Origin of the sequence: Shewanella sp. M16 (genome assembly GCF_018224605.1) — a bacterium.
In the GTDB taxonomy this organism is placed as follows: Bacteria; Pseudomonadota; Gammaproteobacteria; order Enterobacterales; family Shewanellaceae; genus Shewanella; species Shewanella oncorhynchi.
Map to the genome: position 1 here is coordinate 1 of NZ_JAGTUL010000018.1, position 21,361 is coordinate 21,361.

General features: G+C 46.8%; 16 protein-coding genes. 13 read left to right on the top strand and 3 right to left on the bottom strand.

The window, feature by feature from the left end; translation table 11 throughout:
- Positions 1 to 87 precede the first annotated feature (87 nt).
- The 3 genes from KFE26_RS13100 to KFE26_RS13110 are packed head-to-tail and all read left to right on the top strand — an operon-like array spanning position 88 to position 2,318.
- The gene (locus tag KFE26_RS13100; RefSeq protein WP_212600659.1) at positions 88 to 1,266 is read left to right on the top strand and encodes an ATP-NAD kinase family protein; all 1,179 of its coding nucleotides are present in this window, start codon (positions 88 to 90) and stop codon (positions 1,264 to 1,266) included.
- 4 nt (positions 1,267 to 1,270) lie between these two features.
- Positions 1,271 to 1,555, top strand: a complete 285-nt coding sequence (locus tag KFE26_RS13105; RefSeq protein ID WP_011788898.1) for a YfcL family protein — start codon at positions 1,271 to 1,273, stop codon at positions 1,553 to 1,555.
- The gene (locus KFE26_RS13110) at positions 1,545 to 2,318 is read left to right on the top strand and encodes an RNA methyltransferase (RefSeq protein ID WP_212600660.1); all 774 of its coding nucleotides are present in this window, start codon (positions 1,545 to 1,547) and stop codon (positions 2,316 to 2,318) included. Before KFE26_RS13105 ends, KFE26_RS13110 begins: the two co-directional genes overlap by 11 nt.
- A gap of 96 nt (positions 2,319 to 2,414) precedes the next feature.
- Here the strand turns inward: KFE26_RS13110 and mnmC are convergent, their stop codons facing one another.
- Positions 2,415 to 4,448, bottom strand: a complete 2,034-nt coding sequence (gene mnmC / locus KFE26_RS13115) for an FAD-dependent 5-carboxymethylaminomethyl-2-thiouridine(34) oxidoreductase MnmC (protein WP_212600661.1) — start codon at positions 4,446 to 4,448, stop codon at positions 2,415 to 2,417.
- A 138-nt stretch (positions 4,449 to 4,586) separates the two neighbouring features.
- Between mnmC and fabB the strand changes: the two genes are divergently transcribed.
- From fabB to purF, 9 genes are all read left to right on the top strand, one after another.
- Complete coding sequence (gene fabB / locus KFE26_RS13120) at positions 4,587 to 5,798, top strand: beta-ketoacyl-ACP synthase I (RefSeq protein WP_212600662.1); 1,212 nt, start codon at positions 4,587 to 4,589, stop codon at positions 5,796 to 5,798.
- A 160-nt stretch (positions 5,799 to 5,958) separates the two neighbouring features.
- Positions 5,959 to 7,089 carry a 4-phosphoerythronate dehydrogenase gene (locus tag KFE26_RS13125; RefSeq protein ID WP_212600663.1) on the top strand — a complete coding sequence of 377 codons (1,131 nt, stop codon included), beginning with the start codon at positions 5,959 to 5,961 and terminating at the stop codon, positions 7,087 to 7,089.
- Positions 7,090 to 7,091: 2 nt separating this feature from the next.
- Entirely contained in the window at positions 7,092 to 8,108 is a 1,017-nt protein-coding gene (locus tag KFE26_RS13130; RefSeq protein WP_212600664.1) for an aspartate-semialdehyde dehydrogenase, read from the top strand.
- Between the two features lie 177 nt (positions 8,109 to 8,285).
- Positions 8,286 to 11,723 carry a FimV/HubP family polar landmark protein gene (locus KFE26_RS13135; RefSeq protein WP_212600665.1) on the top strand — a complete coding sequence of 1,146 codons (3,438 nt, stop codon included), beginning with the start codon at positions 8,286 to 8,288 and terminating at the stop codon, positions 11,721 to 11,723.
- Positions 11,724 to 11,825: 102 nt separating this feature from the next.
- Positions 11,826 to 12,611, top strand: a complete 786-nt coding sequence (gene truA, locus KFE26_RS13140; protein WP_212600666.1) for a tRNA pseudouridine(38-40) synthase TruA — start codon at positions 11,826 to 11,828, stop codon at positions 12,609 to 12,611.
- 44 nt (positions 12,612 to 12,655) lie between these two features.
- Positions 12,656 to 13,927, top strand: coding sequence for a bifunctional tetrahydrofolate synthase/dihydrofolate synthase (folC, locus tag KFE26_RS13145; protein ID WP_212600667.1), 1,272 nt, complete (start codon positions 12,656 to 12,658; stop codon positions 13,925 to 13,927).
- On the top strand, positions 13,920 to 14,693 hold the full coding sequence (locus KFE26_RS13150) for an SPOR domain-containing protein (RefSeq protein WP_212600668.1): 774 nt from the start codon (positions 13,920 to 13,922) through the stop codon (positions 14,691 to 14,693). The genes folC and KFE26_RS13150 overlap by 8 nt, the downstream gene beginning before the upstream one ends.
- Before the next feature lie 115 nt (positions 14,694 to 14,808).
- The gene (locus KFE26_RS13155) at positions 14,809 to 15,297 is read left to right on the top strand and encodes a CvpA family protein (RefSeq protein WP_028761030.1); all 489 of its coding nucleotides are present in this window, start codon (positions 14,809 to 14,811) and stop codon (positions 15,295 to 15,297) included.
- Positions 15,298 to 15,354: 57 nt separating this feature from the next.
- Complete coding sequence (gene purF / locus KFE26_RS13160; RefSeq protein WP_028761029.1) at positions 15,355 to 16,869, top strand: amidophosphoribosyltransferase; 1,515 nt, start codon at positions 15,355 to 15,357, stop codon at positions 16,867 to 16,869.
- A gap of 126 nt (positions 16,870 to 16,995) precedes the next feature.
- On the opposite strand, the gene KFE26_RS13165 is transcribed toward purF, so the two are convergent.
- Together KFE26_RS13165 and KFE26_RS13170 are read right to left on the bottom strand one after the other, a co-directional pair.
- Positions 16,996 to 18,474, bottom strand: a complete 1,479-nt coding sequence (locus tag KFE26_RS13165; protein WP_212600669.1) for a sodium:alanine symporter family protein — start codon at positions 18,472 to 18,474, stop codon at positions 16,996 to 16,998.
- Between the two features lie 266 nt (positions 18,475 to 18,740).
- Positions 18,741 to 19,028: a hypothetical protein gene (locus KFE26_RS13170; protein WP_113940721.1), complete on the bottom strand. Its 288-nt coding sequence runs from the start codon at positions 19,026 to 19,028 to the stop codon at positions 18,741 to 18,743.
- Positions 19,029 to 19,194: 166 nt separating this feature from the next.
- Between KFE26_RS13170 and KFE26_RS13175 the strand changes: the two genes are divergently transcribed.
- Positions 19,195 to 21,294: a DNA topoisomerase III gene (locus tag KFE26_RS13175; RefSeq protein ID WP_212600670.1), complete on the top strand. Its 2,100-nt coding sequence runs from the start codon at positions 19,195 to 19,197 to the stop codon at positions 21,292 to 21,294.
- The last annotated feature ends 67 nt before the right edge of the window (positions 21,295 to 21,361 follow it).

Sequence of the window (21,361 nt, forward strand, 5' to 3'; positions counted from 1 at the left end):
TAGCAATATCAATCACGATTAAAAGCATCTATTAAGATACTAAAATATAAAGATAAAATACCAAGATTGCGTTAAGTGAGGTAAAAGGTGATTCGGTTTCGTTTAGGGTTAGTGATCAATCCATTGGCTGGCTTAGGTGGCAGTGTTGGCCTTAAGGGCAGCGATGGCGTTGCCGAAGAGGCGCTTGCCTTAGGCGCTGAACCCAAAGCCGCCTTGCGTATGATGCAGGCCCTCGAGGTTATTCGTGATTATAGTGATGACATTGAAGTCATTACTGCTTCAGGCATCATGGGTGAAGACGCCGCTAAAATACTCGGTTTTACCACGCGAGTGGTGTATCAAACTCCGGATAAAACTCAGGCACTGGATACGCAGGCCGTTGTGCGTGCGCTGCTGGATGAACCGCTGGATTTACTCCTTTTTGCCGGTGGCGATGGCACGGCCCGCGATGTTTACTCCGTATTTGAACAAGCCACTATCGACGACAAACTCCCTGTGCTCGGTGTGCCTGCTGGGGTGAAAATTCATTCCGGCGTTTACGGCATTACGCCCCATGCGTCTGGCATGGTGGTCAAGATGTTACTCGATGGCGAACTTGTCAGTTTGATGTCCGCCGATGTAATGGATATTGATGAAGTGGCTTTTCGCCAAGGCACAGTGCGCGCTAAACGCTTTGGTGAGCTCTTAGTGCCCGCCGAGCCGCGTTATGTGCAAGCGGTGAAGATGGGCGGCAAGGAAGTCGATGAACTCGTGCTGGCCGATATCGCCGCCGATGTGATCAATCAAATGGAAGATGAACTGTACATCATGGGCTCTGGCAGTACGGTTGCCTTTGTGATGGAAGAGTTAGGCCTCGATAATACCCTGCTCGGTGTTGATCTTATTCAAAATAAAAGTTTAGTCGGCAGTGACTTAACCGCGAACAAATTACTCGAACTGACCCAAGATAAGCCGACTAAGTTGGTGATCACTCTGATTGGCGGTCAAGGCCATATCTTAGGGCGCGGTAATCAACAATTGTCGCCCGAGCTCATTCGGCGCATCGGAAAAGACAATATTATTATCCTTGCCACAAAAACTAAGCTAAAAGCACTTGATGGACGACCACTAATTGTGGATAGTGGCGACCCTAAATTAGATAGCGAGCTTGGCGGCTATTATAAAGTGACGACGGGCTACCATGATTACGTCATGTATCAGGTGGCCAATCCAGATTTATTGGTCGCAGCAGATGTGTCGGCCAATCCAGTATTAATGGAGAGTTAGACCCATGTTAGAGCATTACGAAGACGCATTAGAACAGTGGATCGCCAGCGTTGTTAGCCATGGTGATGACGATGCTTTGTTTGCTTGTGGCTACTTACAGGGCCATGTGGCCGTAGTGTTGTCCCAATTGGAAGCGCAGGGTGAAACGGATCTTGATGCTTTAATGCTAAAAATGACCGACTGTCTAGCACTCGCGCGCCAAGAATTAAACGATGCCGATTATGCCTTGGTTGAACAGGCATGGGCACAGCTGCAGGCAAAGATTATAGGCGAATTGGATGTTGCCTAGCTCCCAGCCGATGACTGACAACGAGCACGTGACTAATACCGAAGTAACGAGTGTAGAAATGCCGAGTGCTGAATTAGCCTGTGAGCAAACGCTCGATGCTAGCGCGGTATTTATCGGTTTAGTGAATCCTAAAACGCCCGTTAACGTCGGTGGCATTATGCGCGCATCGGGTTGCTATGGCGTCGATGGCGTATTTTACACTGGCAGGCGCTACGAGTTAGCCGCGCGTTCAGGTGCAGTGCAATACCATGTCGATACTAAAGATGCTGGCGAGCGCATTCCGCTCACGGGCGTCACTTCATTGTTAGCTGCGATTCCGGCGGACACTCAGCTTATCTGTGTCGATTTGGTGGTGGGCGCGACGCCGCTGCCGGATTTTGTTCATCCCGCGAAAGCCTTTTATGTGTTTGGTCCTGAAGATGGCACCATTGGCCAAGAGATTATCGATAAAGCCGATGCCGTAGTGTATGTGCCTACGGTCGGGTGTATGAATCTTGCGGCTTCGGTCAATGTGTTGCTATACGACAGATTGGCTAAATCCCACCGTGAGGCTGCAAGCCTGACATCGAGCCTAGCATCTGGTCTACCTTCGAACTTAAGCGGCGATGCGCTCATCCGTCAGAGTCGTGATAACAACAATCGTACTCGGGTGAAAGGGCCCAGAGCGCCGCGAAAACCTCGACATGTTGAATCCAGTAGTGTCGGGTCTAGCAGCCTTGAACCTAGCAGCATTGATAACGCGATAGCCATCACAGCAGCTTAATTGGTTTAAAAATAATATTTTTAAAAAGGGATTAAGCCATGGCTTAATCCCTTTTTTATAGCGCTAAAAAACGTTATTTTTCTAGCGATTGATTGTCTAGAGCGCTTTGCCCTTGAGCAATTTTCGCAGCCACATGCGATTGGGGTTGAGTTTACACAGAGTCGCTTTATCGAGTGGTATTGGTTCGCCGCAAAGCTGCGCCGCGAGACATTCGGCGGCCAGTGGCCCAGAACTTAACCCCCGTGAGCCTAACCCACCAAGAATATACAGCCCTTGATGCACCGGCGCTGGCGTGGTTTGCCAGTAGTGGCGACTCTCTTTAGTGAGTTGATGTTGCGCATAATCTTTAATAATTTTAGGCACATCGGGCGCGCAGCCCATCATAGGGAAATGATCCCGCGTGACCATACGCACGCCAACGCGAGCATTGTTGCCACTCATGTCGATATCATCAAGCCAGCCTTGGTCAGGATAACTTTCATGCATTTTGGCGAGATTTTCTTGCTGCTCCTGCGGGCAAAAATCTAAATGCTTAGGTTCTTTAACGTAACTCGCGCCAAGACAGTGGAGTCCTTGGTGACTCGGGGTTAAATAACCGTTGGCGCACAGCACAGTCGCGAGTTGACTCAATTGAAACTGAGCGGGCACATGGCTGACTTGGCCGCGAAAAGGGCTAATTTGTAATTTGTTGCTGGCATCAAATTGCGTGAGCGCTGCGCCATTGGCGAGCACAAGTTGTGCAAAGGGGCCAAAGCGATGCTTAGCGGTGATTAAATACCAACCTTCACTTTGATGCTCAATTTCAAGGATCTCAGTCTCCAAATGGAGTTTGACCTCGGTAAGCTGCTGCGCTTTTTGTATTGCGGCTTCGGCATATTCGTACGGACAAACCCAGCCAGCCAGCGGATAGAAAAAGCCTGATTTGTCAATATTAATGTTCGCAAGAGAATTGGCCAGTTTCGCATCGACTCGATAGGCTATTTCACTTGGCCAGTTCTGGCTTTGAATAATTTTATCGAGTCGTAATTGGCTGCGTTCATCGTGGGCAGTTTGCAATACCCCGCAAAAATCATGGGAAATCGGGGTTTGATTTGGGGCGGGGACAGATGTCAGCGCCTGTACTCTACGTCGACTAAATAAAAATGCCTGCTGGAAGAAGCGGCTTAATTCATCATTTTCCGGTGTCAGCAGCGGATAAATCGCCCCTTGGCGATTGCCCGAGGCGCCTTGGCCAAGCTTGGCATCTTTACAAAAGAGCTGCGTACTTTTGCCGCGTTCCGCCAAAGACAGTGCCAAATGCGCCGAGGCTAACCCGCCGCCTATGATGGCAATCGAGCTGGGCGCGTCCGAGGGTAAGATTGCAGCCATAGGATTAAAGGCATAGGCTTTAGCATCTTGCTGGCGTAAGACGTGGCGCTCGTGTAACAAAATGGCATCAGGCTGATGGTTTGTCTGTATTTCAGCGTAGGTAAAATCCCTCACCTCAAAGCCACAGGCTTGGAAACGGCTCACAGGTGTTTCGTTTGATTCGTTTAATCCAATAGCTGCAACAGTGGCGCCATCGTCACTGAGTTTTGCCATCTGCCAATGGATCTGCTGATTTAACCCATTTTGTAGATGGGGCAATACCAGCCAGTGCTGAACGGGGTGAAGCGGAGAATGGATAAGTGAACTGAGCTGGGATTGAATATCACCAAAGTGCAGGTCGATTGTGGTACGACCGTCATCAAAAATTAATCTCTGGCAACCTATAATAGCCGTCGGCTCTGTATGAAGTAAGCGTTGGGCAAGTGGCTCAAGTTCAGGCACTTTGGTTAAACTGGCGGATTGATCCCAAAGTAATTTAAGTTCGTAAGCATTAATCGGATTGGGTTCGAATACGTTAAGGAGTAATCGTTGGTTAGGGTTCGTCTGAGTGCGCCACCAAGATAAGAGTTCAAGCCCGTTGCCTAAACCTATTTGCCCTAATACTAAGAGTTTTTGCTGTGAATGAGCCTCAAATACCCGCTGCTGATAAATGCTCAACTTGCTGAGATAGTGTGCATCAGTGTGAGCTGTTGCGGGATAAAGGTTGATTAATTGCGGGTAATCGCGCTTAATTTGGCAAGGTTTATTGGGCTCTGCAGTCAAAGAAATTTACTCTCGGTCTCATAATTGGCATTATTTTACTCGCCTTTATGGAAAGCTGACCACTTAATTGAGTCAAAACAGATACTATTGGCTCAGCGAAAAGTAGGTACTGACATGTACACAATGGATAGCAATAAAATGAAAAGAGTCGTGATCACCGGAATGGGTGTTGTTTCAAGTATCGGTAATAACAAGCAAGAAGTGACCGAGTCACTGAAAGCGGGCCGCAGTGGTATTACGCATTCAGCTCAGTTTGAAGAGATGCAATTACGTAGCCATGTATGGGGTGACATCAAGTTAAACCCTGCTGAGCATATCGATCGTAAGGCATTGCGTTTTATGGGTGATGCGGCAGCTTATGCCTACATTGCTATGCAAGAAGCGGTTGCCGATGCCAATTTAACTGAAGAACAGTATTCAGATCCGCGCGTAGGGCTGATTGTGGGTACAGGCGGCGCATCATCGTCTAACCAAGTACAATCTGCCGATACATTGCGTGAAAAAGGCGTTAAACGCGTAGGTCCGTATATTGTGCCTCGCATCATGTCGAGCACGGCCAGCGCTTGTTTAGCAACGCCATTTAAAATTAAAGGCATGAATTATTCTATCAGTTCAGCCTGTGCAACTAGCGCCCACTGTATTGGTCATGCCGTTGAACTTATCCAAATGGGTAAGCAAGACATGGTGTTTGCCGGTGGTGCTGAAGAAGTGGATTGGACACTGACCATGGGCTTCGACGCTATGGGCGCACTGTCAACCAAGTACAATGCCACACCCGAAAAAGCCTCTCGTACCTATGATGCAGACCGTGATGGTTTTGTGATTTCTGGTGGCGGCGGTATTTTAGTGGTTGAAGAGTTAGAGCATGCTCTGGCTCGCGGCGCAAAAATTTACGCTGAAGTGATTGGTTATGGCGCGTCTTCAGACGGTTATGACATGGTGGCGCCATCGGGTGAAGGCGCTGTGCGTTGTATGCAAATGGCGATGATTGATGTCGATACCCCAATCGATTACATCAATACTCACGGCACTTCAACGCCAGTGGGCGACGTGCGTGAATTAGAAGCGCTACGTGAAGTTTTCAAAGACAAGTGCCCACCGATTGCATCGACTAAGTCTATGACAGGTCATGCATTAGGCGCCGCAGGCGTACATGAAGCGATTTACAGCTTAATCATGATGGAAAACAGCTTTATTGCCCCAAGCATCAATATCGAAAATCTGGACGAAGCGGCGAAAGATATGCCTATCGTGCGTGAGTATCGTGATGCTGAGCTGACTACAGTCATGAGTAACAGCTTTGGTTTTGGCGGTACAAACGCCACGTTAGTGATGCGCAAATTCAAATAAGTTTGTTTATCAAACACGATAGAAGGGAAGCTTAGGCTTCCCTTTTTTATGGGCGTTTTTTGTAAACCTGTTGCATCGACAAGGATTTATCCCATTAGTCTTGTTAGAATACCGAGCATCTTGATGCCTTCCATTCCCACTTTTTTTAGATCAGGTGCCCATGAAGATTTTAGTCGATGAAAATATGCCCTATGTTGAACCGCTATTTGGCGATCTCGGGGAAATTATTCCTGTTAATGGCCGCACGTTAACCGCAGCGCAAGTGCGCGGTGCCGATGTGTTATTAGTGCGCTCAGTCACCAAAGTGAATGCCGAGTTGCTCTCGGGCAATCATCAACTGAAGTTTGTCGGCAGTGCCACTATAGGCACAGATCATGTGGATTTAGCCTACCTTGCCGAGCGTAATATCCCCTTCTCTAATGCACCAGGTTGCAATGCGACTGCGGTTGGGGAGTTTGCTTTTATCGCTATGCTGGAGTTAGCACAGCGGTTTGATTCGCCGCTTAAGGGTAAGGTCGTCGGCATAGTGGGCGCGGGCAATACCGGTACTGCAACAGCTAAATGCTTGCAAGCCTACGGTATTAACGTGTTGCTTAACGATCCCATCAAAGAGAAACAGGGCGATCCGCGCAGTTTTGTGAGCTTAGAAACTATCATGGCGCAGGCCGATATCATCAGTTTGCATGTTCCCATCACGCGCACGGGCGAGCATAAAACCAAACATTTGTTCGATGAGGTGCGCTTAAAGGCGCTCAAACCCAATACATGGTTAGTTAATTGCTGCCGCGGTGATGTGATAGATAACAAAGCACTTGTCAGAGTTAAACGCCAGCGTGATGATCTCAAACTTGTACTTGATGTGTGGGAAGGCGAGCCAACACCGATGCCTGAACTGGTGCCACTGGCTGAATTTGCCACCCCGCATATTGCAGGTTACAGCTTAGAAGGTAAGGCGCGCGGCACTTTTATGCTCTATCAAAAGCTGTGTCAGTTACTTAATATTGCTGCCGATAAAAGTCTGCTGGATCTCTTGCCAAGCTTTAACATTAAGGCGGTCGAACTTGCGACCGCGCCGAATGAAAAAGCGTTATTACAGCTCGCGCGTTTTGTCTATGATTTGCGCGATGATGACAAGATGTTCAGAAATACATTCTTAAATGAGAATGGCTTCGACACTATGAGAAAAAATCACCAACATAGACGCGAATTTAGTGCATTGGCGCTGGCTTATGACGGTCAATCTGAGGTAGATTGGTTGTCCAATTTAGGTTTTTCAGGAGTCGGTCAGTAGCTATGTCACAGGAATTTAATGTTGTCGTTTTAGGTGCATCGGGCGCAGTGGGTCAAACTATGATAGAGATCCTCGAAGAGCGTAATTTCCCGGTTGCCAATTTGTACCCTTTAGCCAGTAGCCGCAGCGCCGGTGAAACGGTCAGCTTTCATGGCAAACAAATTACCATTCTCGACGTAGAAACCTTCGATTGGACCCAAGCTCAAATTGGTTTCTTCTCTGCAGGTGGTGATGTTTCCGCCAAATGGGCACCGATTGCCGCTGAAGCAGGCTGTGTTGTGATTGATAACACCTCTCACTTTAGATACGACATCGATATTCCTTTGGTTGTACCTGAAGTGAATCCGCATGCTATCGCTGATTTCCGCAATCGCAATATCATTGCTAACCCAAATTGCTCAACCATTCAAATGCTGGTGGCACTTAAGCCAATTTATGATGCCTATGGTATCAGCCGCATTAATGTGGCAACGTACCAGTCAGTATCGGGCACAGGTAAAAAAGCCATTGAAGCATTAGCGCATCAGTGCACTAAATTACTGCAAGGTTTACCTGCTGACGCTGAAGTCTATCCAAAACAAATTGCTTTTAACGTATTGCCACAAATCGATAAATTTATGGATAACGGCTATACCAAAGAAGAAATGAAAATGGTCTGGGAAACCCAGAAGATTTTCGGTGACGATGAGATTTTAGTGAATGCGACTGCCGTACGTGTACCTGTGTTTTATGGTCACTCAGAAGCCATTAATATCGAAACTCGTCAGCCTGTCGATGCCGAAGACGTTAAAGCTTTACTGCGTAATGCCGAAGGAGTGGTATTGTTTGAATCCGATGATGATTATCCAACAGCAGTGACCGATGCCGCAGGAACCGATCCGGTTTATGTGGGGCGCATTCGTAAGGATATTTCTCATTCTCACGGGATTAACTTGTGGGTCGTGTCAGACAATATTCGTAAAGGCGCAGCCTTGAACAGTGTGCAAATTGCCGAGATCTTAGTGAGAGATTATTACTAAGCATTAGATTGCATTTGATGCCCATTGAAAAGCCTGCTGTCAGCAGGCTTTTTTTGTTTTACAATTGTGAACAGTAGCAGGGCGGGGATTTCTGGTTTATAGTAATCTCAATAAATACAATTGCCTAAAGCCTGTTATCAGTGAGATAACTTTATAGCGCTTCAAAGGGAAGGATTGATGAAATTTCGCACTTCGTATCTTGTGGGTCTAATGGCCACTGTTTTAGCTGTTTCTTCTACCGCTTATTTTATTGATCCCGCCGTTGCTGCAGATACACCAAGATTAAAACCCTTAAAAATCATGGGGCCAGACGGACAGATCCGTCAAGTTAACCATCAATATGGTCCAACAACATCGAAAGACACTTTTTGGAGCATAGCGCAAAAAGTCCGTCCTGATGCCAGTGTTAGCGTCTATCAGGTGATGGCCGCCTTATACGATGCTAACCCTCATGCGTTTAACTCTGCCAGTTATAACAGCTTAGAACGCGGTATGATCCTGCTCATTCCGTCTAAAGAAGTCATGCTGTCGATCCCCAATCGTATGGCGATAGCCAGAGCAGAGCAAAGTGATAGACAATCTCGGGCTCCGGCGAAAGCAACATCTAAACCGCCAGCTAAGGTGACGACAGCAAAAGCGCCAGTCACGGCTCCTGCGGTGATTGTTGAAACGAAAGTGACACCACCTAAAGCGGTTGCTGAAACACCTGTTCCAGAAAAGCCCAAGATGCTGAGTTCAGATGTGACAGCACGGTTAGAAGCGGCAGAAAGCAAAAATCTGTCATTAACCGATGAATTAGCCCGCACGCAAGATCAACTCTCAGTGCGCACTTCAGATGTTGAAGCGCTAAAAGTTAAAGTTGAAGAATTAAATCAACGGATTGCTGTGCTGGAAGAAACACTTCAAGCCAGCAAACTACAAAACCAAGCCTTGAAAGCCGAAGTTGAAGCTGCGCAAGTACCAGAGACGACAGCTGTTGAAGCTGAAGTAGAGGCAGAGGCACCTATTGAGCCCGATGACTTGTGGCGCAATATCCTTAACAGTCCTGTGTTATTGATTGCCGCGGCTGTGATCCCTGCCTTGTTCTTACTGCTTGCTGTGTTCTGGTTCCTGCGCCGTAAACGCAATAAAGAACGTCGTGAAATGCAGACACAAGAAGCGGTTATGGCCGCCGGTGCCGCTGGGATTGCGGGTACTGCCATCATGGACATGGATGATGACGACTTAGATGATATGGCGGTACATTTAGATTCTGACCATGCGGATTCCATCGATAGTCTTCTTGATATGGGCAGTGTCGATTTACAACCTGAGCAAGATTTGACTGACTCCCACGATCAGATGGATATGGCTTCTGAAATGTTTGTCGATCCGGGGATCTCTGCCGAACCTGAAGCAGAGGATGAAGGGCAATCTCTTGATGATCTGTGGGCAGAAGCCATGGGCGATCAGGAAGAGGATATTGTTGAGGAGAAACCTAAATCTGGCAATATTCTTGAGGAAGCCGATCTTGATGCACTATTAGCGGGCCTAGGTTCTGACGACAGCACTTCTGAAGACAGCACCGAAGCCGAAGAGGATTTAAGTGAATTAGAGCGTAACTTTGCGAGCGATTTAGCTCAAGAAGATGACAGTAATGATGTTACTTCTAAGCTGAATGATGTTGAAGTCGCAGACACTAAACCTGCCGATGAAGCCATCGCGGATGACGATGATCTTGATGCATTACTTGCCGAGTTTAGTGTTCCTGCAGAAGATACTGAGATTGCACAAGCGCCTGCACCAGACGTTGTTGCGTCTGATGATGAAGATCTCAGTGCTGCCATCGCGGCTGAACTCGGTGATGAGCTAGATGATGAACTTAGCGGAGAAGACGTTGATGATATCGATGCCTTATTAGCTGATTTCGATAAACCAACGCCAGCCGCTGAACCTGAAGTCGAGCCTGATCTTGGCGCTGAAATTGCTGCTGAACTAGATGCGGAGCTTAATGAACTGGGCGTAGAAGACACCGATGACATCGATGCCCTGTTAGCCGATTTCGATAAACCAGCAGAACCTGAAGTTGAACCTGATCTCGGCGCTGAAATTGCCGCAGAGCTAGACGCTGAGCTTAATGAACTGGGCGTAGAAGATACCGACGACATTGATGCCCTGTTAGCCGATTTCGATAAACCAGCAGAACTTGAAGTTGAACCCGACCTCGGCGCTGAAATTGCCGCAGAGTTAGATGCTGAGCTTGATGAGCTGGGTGTGGAAGATACCGATGATATTGATGCTCTGTTAGCGGATTTTGATAAACCGACGCCAGCGGTTGAACCTGAAGTTGAGCCCGATATTCGTGCTGAAATTGCCGCTGAGTTAGACGATGAGCTTAATGAATTAGGCGTAGAAGAATCCGATGATATTGATTCACTACTGGCGAGTTTTAATGCTGAGCCTGAACTCAAAGTCGATGCAGAAGATGATGATATCAGTGCAGAAATCGCCGCAGAATTAGAAGCTTCGTTACCGGAAGACATAAAAGGTGAAGCGTCAGGTGATGATGATTTAGATGCACTCTTAGCTGAGTTTGATGTGCCGGAGCAATTGGATGCCGATGAAGATGAATTCGACTTTGATATGGAAACGGCGCAGCTCGATTCAGAAGACAATTCAGTTGACGAAGATAATTTACTTAAAGGCATAGGTGCGGCTCACTCTATCGACGGCACCGATGATACTTTTACATTAGTCGAGGAACTGAGTGACGATAACGACACTGATGTATTAGCGACGGCCGCAGTCACTTTGGCTGCTGCTGCAGCCGCGGCCAGTGTTAAAGAAAAAGAATCTTCTTTCTTTAATGATTTAAAAGCCAATAAGAGCAAAGATCCCCATGTGCTCGATTGGGACTCAGAGCTAGATTTTGCGCCTAAGGCTAAGCCTGCGGCAACGCAAGCAGATGTAACGGCTAATGATGTTGAGCCTAACAAAGATGCCACAGCGCTCGATTATGCTTCTCAAGAGAAGCCCATTAATGCTACGCGTAACGATATTGATTTTAGTGAAGATTTTAAACTTGATATCAAAGAAGACGCGGATGATTTGGACCTTGAGCAAGGGCTAGACTTAAGTGACGATAACGTGCTCGCCGCTTTTACAGCCAATACAGATTATGACGATGAAGATGTGTTGACGTCGGAAGACAGTTTCTCACTCGTCGATGATCATAATCTTACCGTCGATGAAGCCTTGGCTGCACTCGATGCCCAGGAGTCGCGAAAAGCGCAGAAAAAGTTTGTTCCTGACCATGATTTAACCAGTTTTCAAAATGAAAACGGTTTTATCGACATCGACAAGTTGCTGAATGATGCCGATGAAGAGGGCGCAGATACCGATTTGTATTCGGAAGTTGACGTTGAGATGAGTGATGTCGGTGCCTTAATCGGTGATGCCGCGATGATCGATGTTGATGATGAAGAAAACTCAGTCAACGCTAAGCTGGATTTAGCGCGTGCTTATATCGAAATTGACGACAGCGACAGCGCGAAAGCCCTGCTCAAAGAAGTGCAAATTGACGGTAACGAGCGCCAGCAGGATGAAGCTGGACGTTTGCTCAAAGAGATTAGTTAATCCCGGTTGAGAGTGTTTCAATCTAACGGCGCCTTCAGCGCCGTTTTTTTTATGGGCTGCTGTGATAAAATGCGCCGCTAAATCAATTGTGAGGATAAGTGGATGCGGATTGCATTAGGTATTGAATATGACGGTAATGGTTATTTTGGCTGGCAACGTCAGGCCGAAGTCGATTCAGTACAAGGGCAATTAGAACGGGCGTTATCGATAGTGGCTAATGAGCCTATCGGCGTCTTCTGCGCTGGCCGTACCGATGCGGGCGTGCATGCCACTGGCCAAGTGGTTCATTTTGAAACCAATGCCATTCGTAATGAAGGCGCATGGACCTTAGGGGTGAATGCTAATTTGCCCGACAATATTGCCGTACGTTGGGTCAAAGAAGTCGACGACAGCTTCCATGCGCGCTTTTCGGCGACCGCCAGACGCTACCGCTATGTGATTTATAATCACACTTTTCGCCCTGGGATTTTACGCCATGGTGTAAGCCATTATCACGGCAATATCGATGCTGACAAAATGCACCAAGCGGCACAGGCACTCTTGGGTGAGCAGGATTTTACTAGCTTTCGCGCTGTCCAGTGTCAGTCGAAAACACCGTTTCGTAATGTGCATTGCGTTAATGTCACGCGCCAAGGTATGTATGTGATTGTTGATATCGCCGCGAATGCTTTCTTGCATCACATGGTGCGTAATATTGTCGGTTCATTGTTAGAAATCGGTCTAGGTAATCAGCCACTGACTTGGATGGGCGATTTGCTCGCGTTAAAAGACAGAAACCAAGCCGCAGCAACGGCTAAACCCCATGGACTCTATTTAGTTGATGTGACTTATCCAGAACAATATCAATTACCTAAGCTCGCTCTTGGGCCATTATTCATATTGGATTGAAAAGATCTTATTTGAGAGATAATCGAATACGAGGATATACGGACATGCTTACAGTACCAGCGTCAAATGCAGCATTGGAACAGTGGTTGGATTATTTGCTATCTATACATCCAACCGAAATCGATATGGGGTTAACCCGTGTCTCTAAGGTCGCGCAAACCCTGGGTCTTTTGGATTTAGGTACAACCAAGATAGTGACAGTGGCGGGGACGAACGGCAAAGGCACCACCTGCGCCATGCTCGAAAATATTCTGCGCCTATCGGGTTTGACTGTGGGCGTATACAGTTCGCCACACATGCTGAAGTACAACGAGCGAGTGCGTATCAATGGTAGCGATGTCAGTGATAGTGGTTTTGTTACGGCATTTGAGCAAATTGAAGCCGCGCGCGGCGATATTTCTCTGACCTTTTTTGAGTACGCTACGCTCGCAGGCTTGATACTCTTTAAAACCGCTAAGCTTGATGTGGTTATCTTAGAAGTCGGTTTAGGTGGACGGTTAGATGCTACCAATATTATCGATGCCGACATTAGCGTACTGACGTCGGTCGATTTAGACCATGAAAGTTATCTCGGTAATACCCGTGAGCTTGTGGGCCGTGAGAAGGCGGGCATTTTCCGCCGTGGTAAACCTGCCATTGTAGGTGAACCCAACTTGCCACACACTGTCAATGATGTCGCCAATGAGGTTGGCGCCATCTTGTATCGCGTCGGTAACGAATTCAGTTATCAAGTCCATGGCAATCTGTGGGATTTTCAAGGTCAAGTGCTCAAACTGCACGATTTAGCGTTACCAACTTTGCCATTACCTAATGCGGCGACTGTATTGGCAGTGATTGAACAGGGCTGGCCGGATATCACGCCTTCAATTATTGCTGAGGGTATTAGCACTGCTCGGTTAACGGGTCGATTAGAGCGGGTGAGTGAGCAGCCGTTAGTGTTACTCGATGTTGCCCATAATCCCCATGCGGCGCGGTTTTTGGTACAACAGTTAGCGCCAATCGTTGTGGGTAAGCGCGTGTTCGCCCTTTGCGGCATGCTGAAGGATAAAGATATTGCAGGTGTGTTGCCTGTGATCAATCCACTGATCGACACTTGGTATTTGGTCAGTCTGCACGGTGAGCGTGGCGCGAGTTCGGCCATGCTACGCAAAACATTAGCCACTGAGGCTGCTGCATTTGAGTTTGAGGACATATCTGAGGCTTGGTCTGCATTAAAAGCGCAAATTAACCCAGATGATGTGGTAATTGTGTTTGGCTCCTTTTACACTGTGGCAGGTTTTAAGTCTCAATTTATGCAGGAAGTCAGTTTTGTCTAGCCAGTTTCATAATCGTTTAGTCGGCACTGTGGTGCTGGTTGCGCTTGGGGTAATTTTTTTGCCGGATATTTTGGATGGCAAAAAAGATCGCCAAGAAGAGCAGTTTTCCGAAATTCCTTTGCGCCCGACCGTGATTGAGCAGCAAAAAGCCGACGATGATATGTTTGAAGTCTTGTCGGCCGAGGATGCTGCTGCGCTGAATGGGACTGAGGTCGCCCTAGCCGAAATGCCAGTTAATGCTGACAATGAAAAGTCTGTCGCCGCGCCAGTAATCGAAGTCGCAAAGCAAGATGTTAAGAAAGACGTTAAGCCTGATGTTAAAAAAGCAGAGCCTAAGCCTGAAACGAAACCTGAAGCTAAAAAAGAGCCGCCTAAAGCCACTGTAAAAACTGAGCCGGCTAAAAAAGCGGACGCTAAAGCGACTACTGTGGCTAAGGCTGAAAAGCCTAAAGCAGAAACGCCCAAAGCCAGTGCAGCCAAAGAGGATGCCGTTAAAGTGGTCAGCCGTGACAGCTTGAAAAGTGGCTTTACCTTGCAGCTTGGCAGTTTTAACAACGCAACGAATGTTAAAGCTTTGGTTGCACAGCTGCGTAAGAGTGGTTTTAAAGCGTACACTATTCCTGAAAACCCTAAAGATGGCGTATTAACTAAAGTGTTTGTCGGACCCGATGTGTCTGAGGCAAAGCTGAAGAAAGTACAATTTGAGGTGGAAAACCTTACACGTCTCAAGGGCTGGATTGTTCCTTTTAATCCCTTAGAATCTTAATGGTGATACAACACTCGAGACTGAAAATGATTTATTTACCTCACTAGGGGTGAGAATCGTTTCAGTCTCTGGTAGAATCGCGCCGTCTTAAAGCCCATGTCGGAAAGCCATCTCAATGGTTTGGATTGATTACGCTATCATATTCGTCATCGGATTATCGACTCTCATCAGTCTGATCCGTGGATTTGCCAAAGAAGCCATGTCCTTAGTGGTATGGTTTGCGGCTTTCTTTGTTGCCAGCCAATTTTACCAAGATCTTGCCGTTCACTTAACACAAATGAACGATGAGATGCTGCGTAATGGCGTTTCTATTGCCATCCTCTTTATTACCACTTTGGTACTCGGTGCCTTAGTTAACTATATTCTCGGACAACTTGTTGTCAAAACCGGATTATCTGGCACTGACAGGCTTTTGGGCTTGTGCTTCGGTGCTATTCGAGGCGCGCTTATTGTGAGCGCCTTGTTGTTTTTCATGGATGCTTTTACAGGCTCTCCCAACTCCCAATGGTGGAAAGATTCTGTGCTAGTACCCGAATTTGGCGTTGTTATTCAATGGTTTTTTGACTATTTGGAAAATACCTCCAGCTTTGTACCCAAACTATAAGAAAGAAAATAAAATAATCCTAAGTGATAGAACATCTTACAATGAGGAAGCTTACCCATGTGTGGTATCGTCGGAATAGTTGGCCAATCATCGGTTAATCAGACCATTTATGATGCACTGACAGTGTTGCAGCACAGAGGTCAGGATGCGGCAGGTATTGTGACCATTGATCGTGGTGCTTTCAGACTACGTAAAGCCAATGGTTTGGTTAAAGACGTTTTTGAAGTCAAACATATGCAACGCCTACAAGGTAATGCTGGTATTGGCCATGTGCGTTATCCAACTGCGGGCAGTTCAAGCGCATCTGAAGCGCAGCCTTTCTATGTTAACTCGCCATTTGGGATCTCATTAGCCCATAACGGTAACTTAACCAACACAGTCGAATTAGCCGAAGGGCTGATCAAAAAACGTCGTCATGTGAACACCACTTCGGATTCTGAAGTCTTGTTAAACCTGTTGGCCGACGAACTGCAAAAAACCACGAGTTTGACCCTGACGTCGGAAGAAGTGTTCGATGCGGTCGCTAACGTACACCAACAAGCTCGTGGCGCCTACGCGGTTGTTGCCATGATTATTGGTCAAGGCTTAGTTGCGTTCCGTGACCCATTTGGTATTCGTCCTTTAGTATTAGGTAAGCACGAAACCGCCACTGGCACTGAATACATGGTGGCTTCTGAAAGTGTGGCACTTGATGCCGTTGGCTTTGAAGTGATGCGTGATGTGGCACCGGGTGAAGCGATTTATGTTTCAATTGACGGCCAGCTGTATACCCGTCAATGTGCAGCCGAGCCTAGCTATGCACCTTGTATCTTCGAATTCGTCTATTTTGCCCGTCCAGATTCGACGATCGACAAAGTGTCTGTATATGCAAGTCGCGTCAACATGGGCGCTAAGCTTGGCGAGAAGATTAAGAAGGAATGGTACGATCACGATATCGACGTGGTTATTCCTATTCCTGAAACCTCTTGCGATATCGCGCTGGAAATTGCCCGTTGCATGGATTTACCGTACCGCCAAGGTTTTGTGAAAAACCGTTATATTGGCCGTACCTTCATCATGCCTGGTCAACAGGAGCGTAAGAAGTCAGTGCGTCGTAAGTTGAATGCCATTAACACTGAGTTCAAAGGCAAAAATGTCCTGTTGGTGGACGACTCTATCGTTCGCGGTACGACCTCTGAGCAAATCATCGAAATGGCCCGTGAAGCAGGTGCTAAGAAAGTGTACTTTGCCTCTGCCGCACCGGAAATTCGTTTCCCGAACGTGTACGGTATTGACATGCCAACGTCGAATGAGCTTATTGCCCACGGTCGTGATGCCGATGAAATCGCCAAGTTAATTGGTGCTGATGGCATTATTTTCCAAGACTTACCCGATTTAATTGAAGCGGTAAGAATGGAAAATCCTGCGATTAAACGTTTCGAAACGTCTGTATTTGATGGTCACTACATCACGAACGACGTTGACCAAGCTTATTTAGATCACTTGACGCAACTGCGTAATGACGATGCCAAAGCCGATCGAAATAAAGATATCGGCACTAACTTAGAGCTGCATAACGTCTGTCACCCATAAGGATTGTGGGTAATTCAGTATCGTAAAGTTTGTGTCCTTTTTGTTCTAAACGATACAAAAAAGCCAGTGAGAAATCACTGGCTTTTTAATGGCTTATATTTGCTTAACGGATCATCGTGATAACGTCTACGTATTTATGCGTTGCGCTGTTTCAGTCATTACATTTTCTTCAGCGTGCTTACGTTCAACCCAGTAATCCGCATTTTTAATACCCAATTTTACCGGATCGAAAAGTGGCTCTATGCCAAGTGCCTGCTGTGATTCATAATCTTTAAGGCAAGTGAATGCGGTTTTCCTCAATAGAATAATGGCAATAATATTGAGCCATGCCATGAGTCCAACACCAATGTCACCCATTCCCCAAGCCATATCAGCCGTTTTAACTGTGCCGTATACGGTTGAGCCAATGATCACTATTTTGAGAACGACCATGAACCAAGGATGATTTACTTTACGGTTAATATAGGCAATGTTGGTCTCGGCAATGTAGTAATAAGCCACTATGGTCGTAAAGGCGAAGAAGAACAGTGCGATAGCCACAAAGATATTGCCAAATCCTGGCATCATACTTTCCATTGCCGTTTGTACGTAGCCTGGTCCTGCAGCGACTCCGGCAATGCCGGTATAGAGCGCCGCACCGTCAGGGCCCTGAACATTATACAGTCCTGTAATAAGCAGCATGAAACCAGTTGCAGAGCAAACGAATAAGGTGTCGATATACACAGAAAAAGCTTGAACTAACCCTTGTTTGGCTGGATGGCTTACCGCCGCTGCAGATGAGGCATGTGGCGCTGTACCTTGACCCGCTTCGTTGGAGTAAATACCCCGCTTTACCCCCCACATGATGGCTAAGCCTAAAATGGCACCAAAACCCGCATCAAAGCCAAAGGCACTTTTGATAATTAACCATAAAATACCCGGTAGCTGGCCAATATTTAGCGCTATGATGACACAAGCCACTATGATGTAACCCAGTGCCATAAAGGGGACGACGGCACTGGCAAAGTGAGCGATACGTTTTACACCGCCAAAAATGATAAAGCCAAGAAGCATAGCCAGTATGGCTGCAGTCACATTAGGATCTATGTTGAAAGCGGTTTTTAAACTTGAACCAATCGAGTTAGCTTGTACGCCCGGCAGCAGGATCCCGCAAGCAAATATGGTCGCAATTGCAAATACCCATGCATACCATTTCATGCCTAAGCCTTTTTCAATATAAAAAGCAGGTCCACCGCGATACTCACCATTGATTTTTTCTTTATAGACTTGACCTAAGGTAGATTCAACGAAGGCGGAGCTGGCACCGAGAAAGGCAACCATCCACATCCAAAATAAAGCGCCAGGACCACCAAAGGTGATTGCTGTGGCGACCCCTGCAATGTTACCTGTACCGACTCGACCCGCTAATGTCATCGCAAGTGCTTGAAAAGACGACACTCCCGCATCAGTACTCTTGCCATCAAACATCAGGCGGATCATTTCTGGCAGATGGCGCAGCTGTAAAAATCGAGTGCGAAGGGAGAAATAGAGCCCGACACCTAGGCAAAGAAAAATAAGTGCAGGGCTCCAAATTACACTATTGATCGCGTTGACAATCTCATTCATAGACTCCGATTCCTTTATTGTGTTGTTTTAGCAGAGTTTTTAGGTTTACGGTTATTCAACAGATGTTGAGTTAGGACATTCACTTTTGATTAAGACATTTTTGTAAATATCCAAGATACTCAACATAACTATTTTTTAGGGAGCTTCATAGTTAAAGTGTTAAATATTTGAAACCAATGTGTTTTGAAATTGAGTTTTAGCATGGATAAATAGAGCGGAGGGGCGAGTTAACTCGAAATACGGTAGTGATTTATTATGAATGTCAGTTATCCCATTACCCAAAGTAGCATCCACACGCCGAATAAGCTGCTTAAGCTATGGCGCGTGATTTGGTGGCTGAGTAATAGAGATACACTCACAGCAATAGGAATGACGAGAATGAATCCCCATGCTAACGGCATATCGATGATTTTCATTTGTCCCAGCCAGGTACTGGTGAGCATGCTTATTGCGAGTAACATTAAGCTATGGAATATCAATAACTGATTGAATCTTAATATTAATGCTGGAGTTATTGTCATAGCCTGTCGCGCATTTATTGCAAACTGTCTCATAGTCACTCCTTAGTTATTTACTGTATCTTATGCCTTGTTGAGAATCATTCGCAATTGAATTTACACTTAAGCTTTTACATTTAAGCTCGGTTTACTACAGAAATTTGCACTCAACTGGCGTTTGGGCTAAATTATACTGTAATTATATCCAGTGCTTGGTGTTTGTATGATTCTCTATATCGCAGAAAAACCTAGCCTAGGGCGGGCCATTGCCGATGTATTGCCTAAACCCCATAAAAAAGGCGATGGATTTATCGAAGCCGCCAATGGCGATTGTGTGTCTTGGTGCGTTGGTCACTTGCTCGAGCAAGCAGAACCTGATGCCTATAATCCCGAATTTAAGTCTTGGAAATTCGAGCATTTGCCAATAGTGCCAGACAAGTGGCAACTAAAACCTAAGGCTGCGACCCGCAGCCAACTCACAGTGCTAAAACGATTAGTCAAACAAGCCAACACGCTGGTTAACGCGGGCGATCCCGACCGCGAAGGGCAGTTACTCGTGGATGAAGTGATTGCCTATCTTGGCGTGACGGGGGACAAGCTACATCAAACCCAGCGTTTACTGATCAGTGACTTAAACCCCCAAGCTGTAAAACGGGCTCTAACGCAGCTACGCAGCAATCGCGAGTTTATTCCTTTATCCACATCGGCCTTAGCTCGCAGTCGTGCCGATTGGCTCTATGGCATGAATATGACGCGTGCGTACACCATCCAAGGTAAAAAGGTCGGTTATCAAGGCGTGTTATCCGTCGGCCGAGTACAAACGCCATTGCTTGGGCTAGTGGTGCGCCGTGATGAAGAGATTGCCCACTTTCAATCTAAGCCTTTTTATGAAGTACTGGCGCATTTGGCGACCGAGAAGCAAGAAACCTTCAGCGCCAAGTGGCAACCTAGCGAAGCTTGTCAGCCTTATATGGATGAAGAAGGACGAGTGTTAGCGAGAGGGCTAGCGCAAAATGTGGTGAGTCGCATCAGTGATAAACCAGCCTTAGTCACTCAATTAGTGGCTAAGGACAAGAAACAGAATCCACCATTGCCCTACAGCTTATCCGCGTTACAGATTGATGCGGCCAAACGGTTTGGTATGAGTGCTAAGGATGTGCTCGATACCTGCCAGAGTTTGTATGAACGCCATAAACTCATTACTTACCCACGCTCCGACAGTCGTTATTTACCCGTTGAGCAACATAACCTTGCGCCTTCGGTACTTAAGGCGATAAGTGACGGTGCTGCTGAGTTACTACAAGGTGCTGATGCACCCGAGCCCCGTCTTAAATCTAAAGCATGGGATGATAAAAAAGTGGACGCCCATCACGCAATCGTCCCCACAGCGAAGACGGCTAACTTATCTAGCTTGAGTCAGCGTGAGAGGCAGTTATATCTTCATGTTGCTCGCCAGTACTTAGCCCAGTTTTATCCGGCTTATTGTTACAGTGAAACCACAGTGCAAGTGACAATCGAGGGGGGCTTATTTAATACCAAGGCGCGTCAGGATAAATCCCTGGGCTGGAAGCAACTCTTTGCCCGCCAAGAGCCTAATGGCAGTAAGGCGAGTGGCAACAAGTCGACGGAAGAAAGCGCAGGTAAGGACGATGAGGAGAATGACGAGTTTATCGGCCAATTACCGCCTTTGAAATTGGGACAGGCTTTGCATTGTACTCGAGGCGAATTGTTGGAGAAAAATACTCAACCACCAAAGGCCTTTACCGATGCCACTTTACTCGGTGCTATGACGGGTATTAGCCGTTATGTGACCGATCCTGAGATCCGTAAAATTCTTAAAGAAACCGATGGATTAGGTACAGAGGCTACCCGTGCAGGTATTATCGAATTGCTGTTCAAACGCGGTTTTTTACAACGCTTAGGTAAATCTATTGTCTCGACAGACGTGGGGAAAGGATTGATTAACAGCTTGCCCGCGAGTGCGACTACGCCGGATATGACAGCGCTTTGGGAAGCGAGTCTGAATGGCATTTGCCATAAAGAAACCTCTTATCAAGCCTTTATGCAACCACTGCTCGGCACCTTATCCACGCTTATCCAGAATGCAGGCGCACAACTGCCAACCGCGCTTAATGGTTTACAAGGCCAAGGTTATCGTAAAACGGCAAGTAATAAATCTGGTTATCGTAAGTCGCCTTACCGCAAAGCCTCGAGTTCGGCAAAACGGGCAGGCACTACAAGTACAGCTAAAAGCAGTGTGAAGACGTCAGTGGCTAGTGCTGGCGCAAGGAGTCGAACACGCAAAATGGCTACAGAGGTTTAATCGTCACGAGTGCGTTGTGATTCTGTTGTAGGGGATATTCGACCTTAAGCTATAACGCTTTCATAGC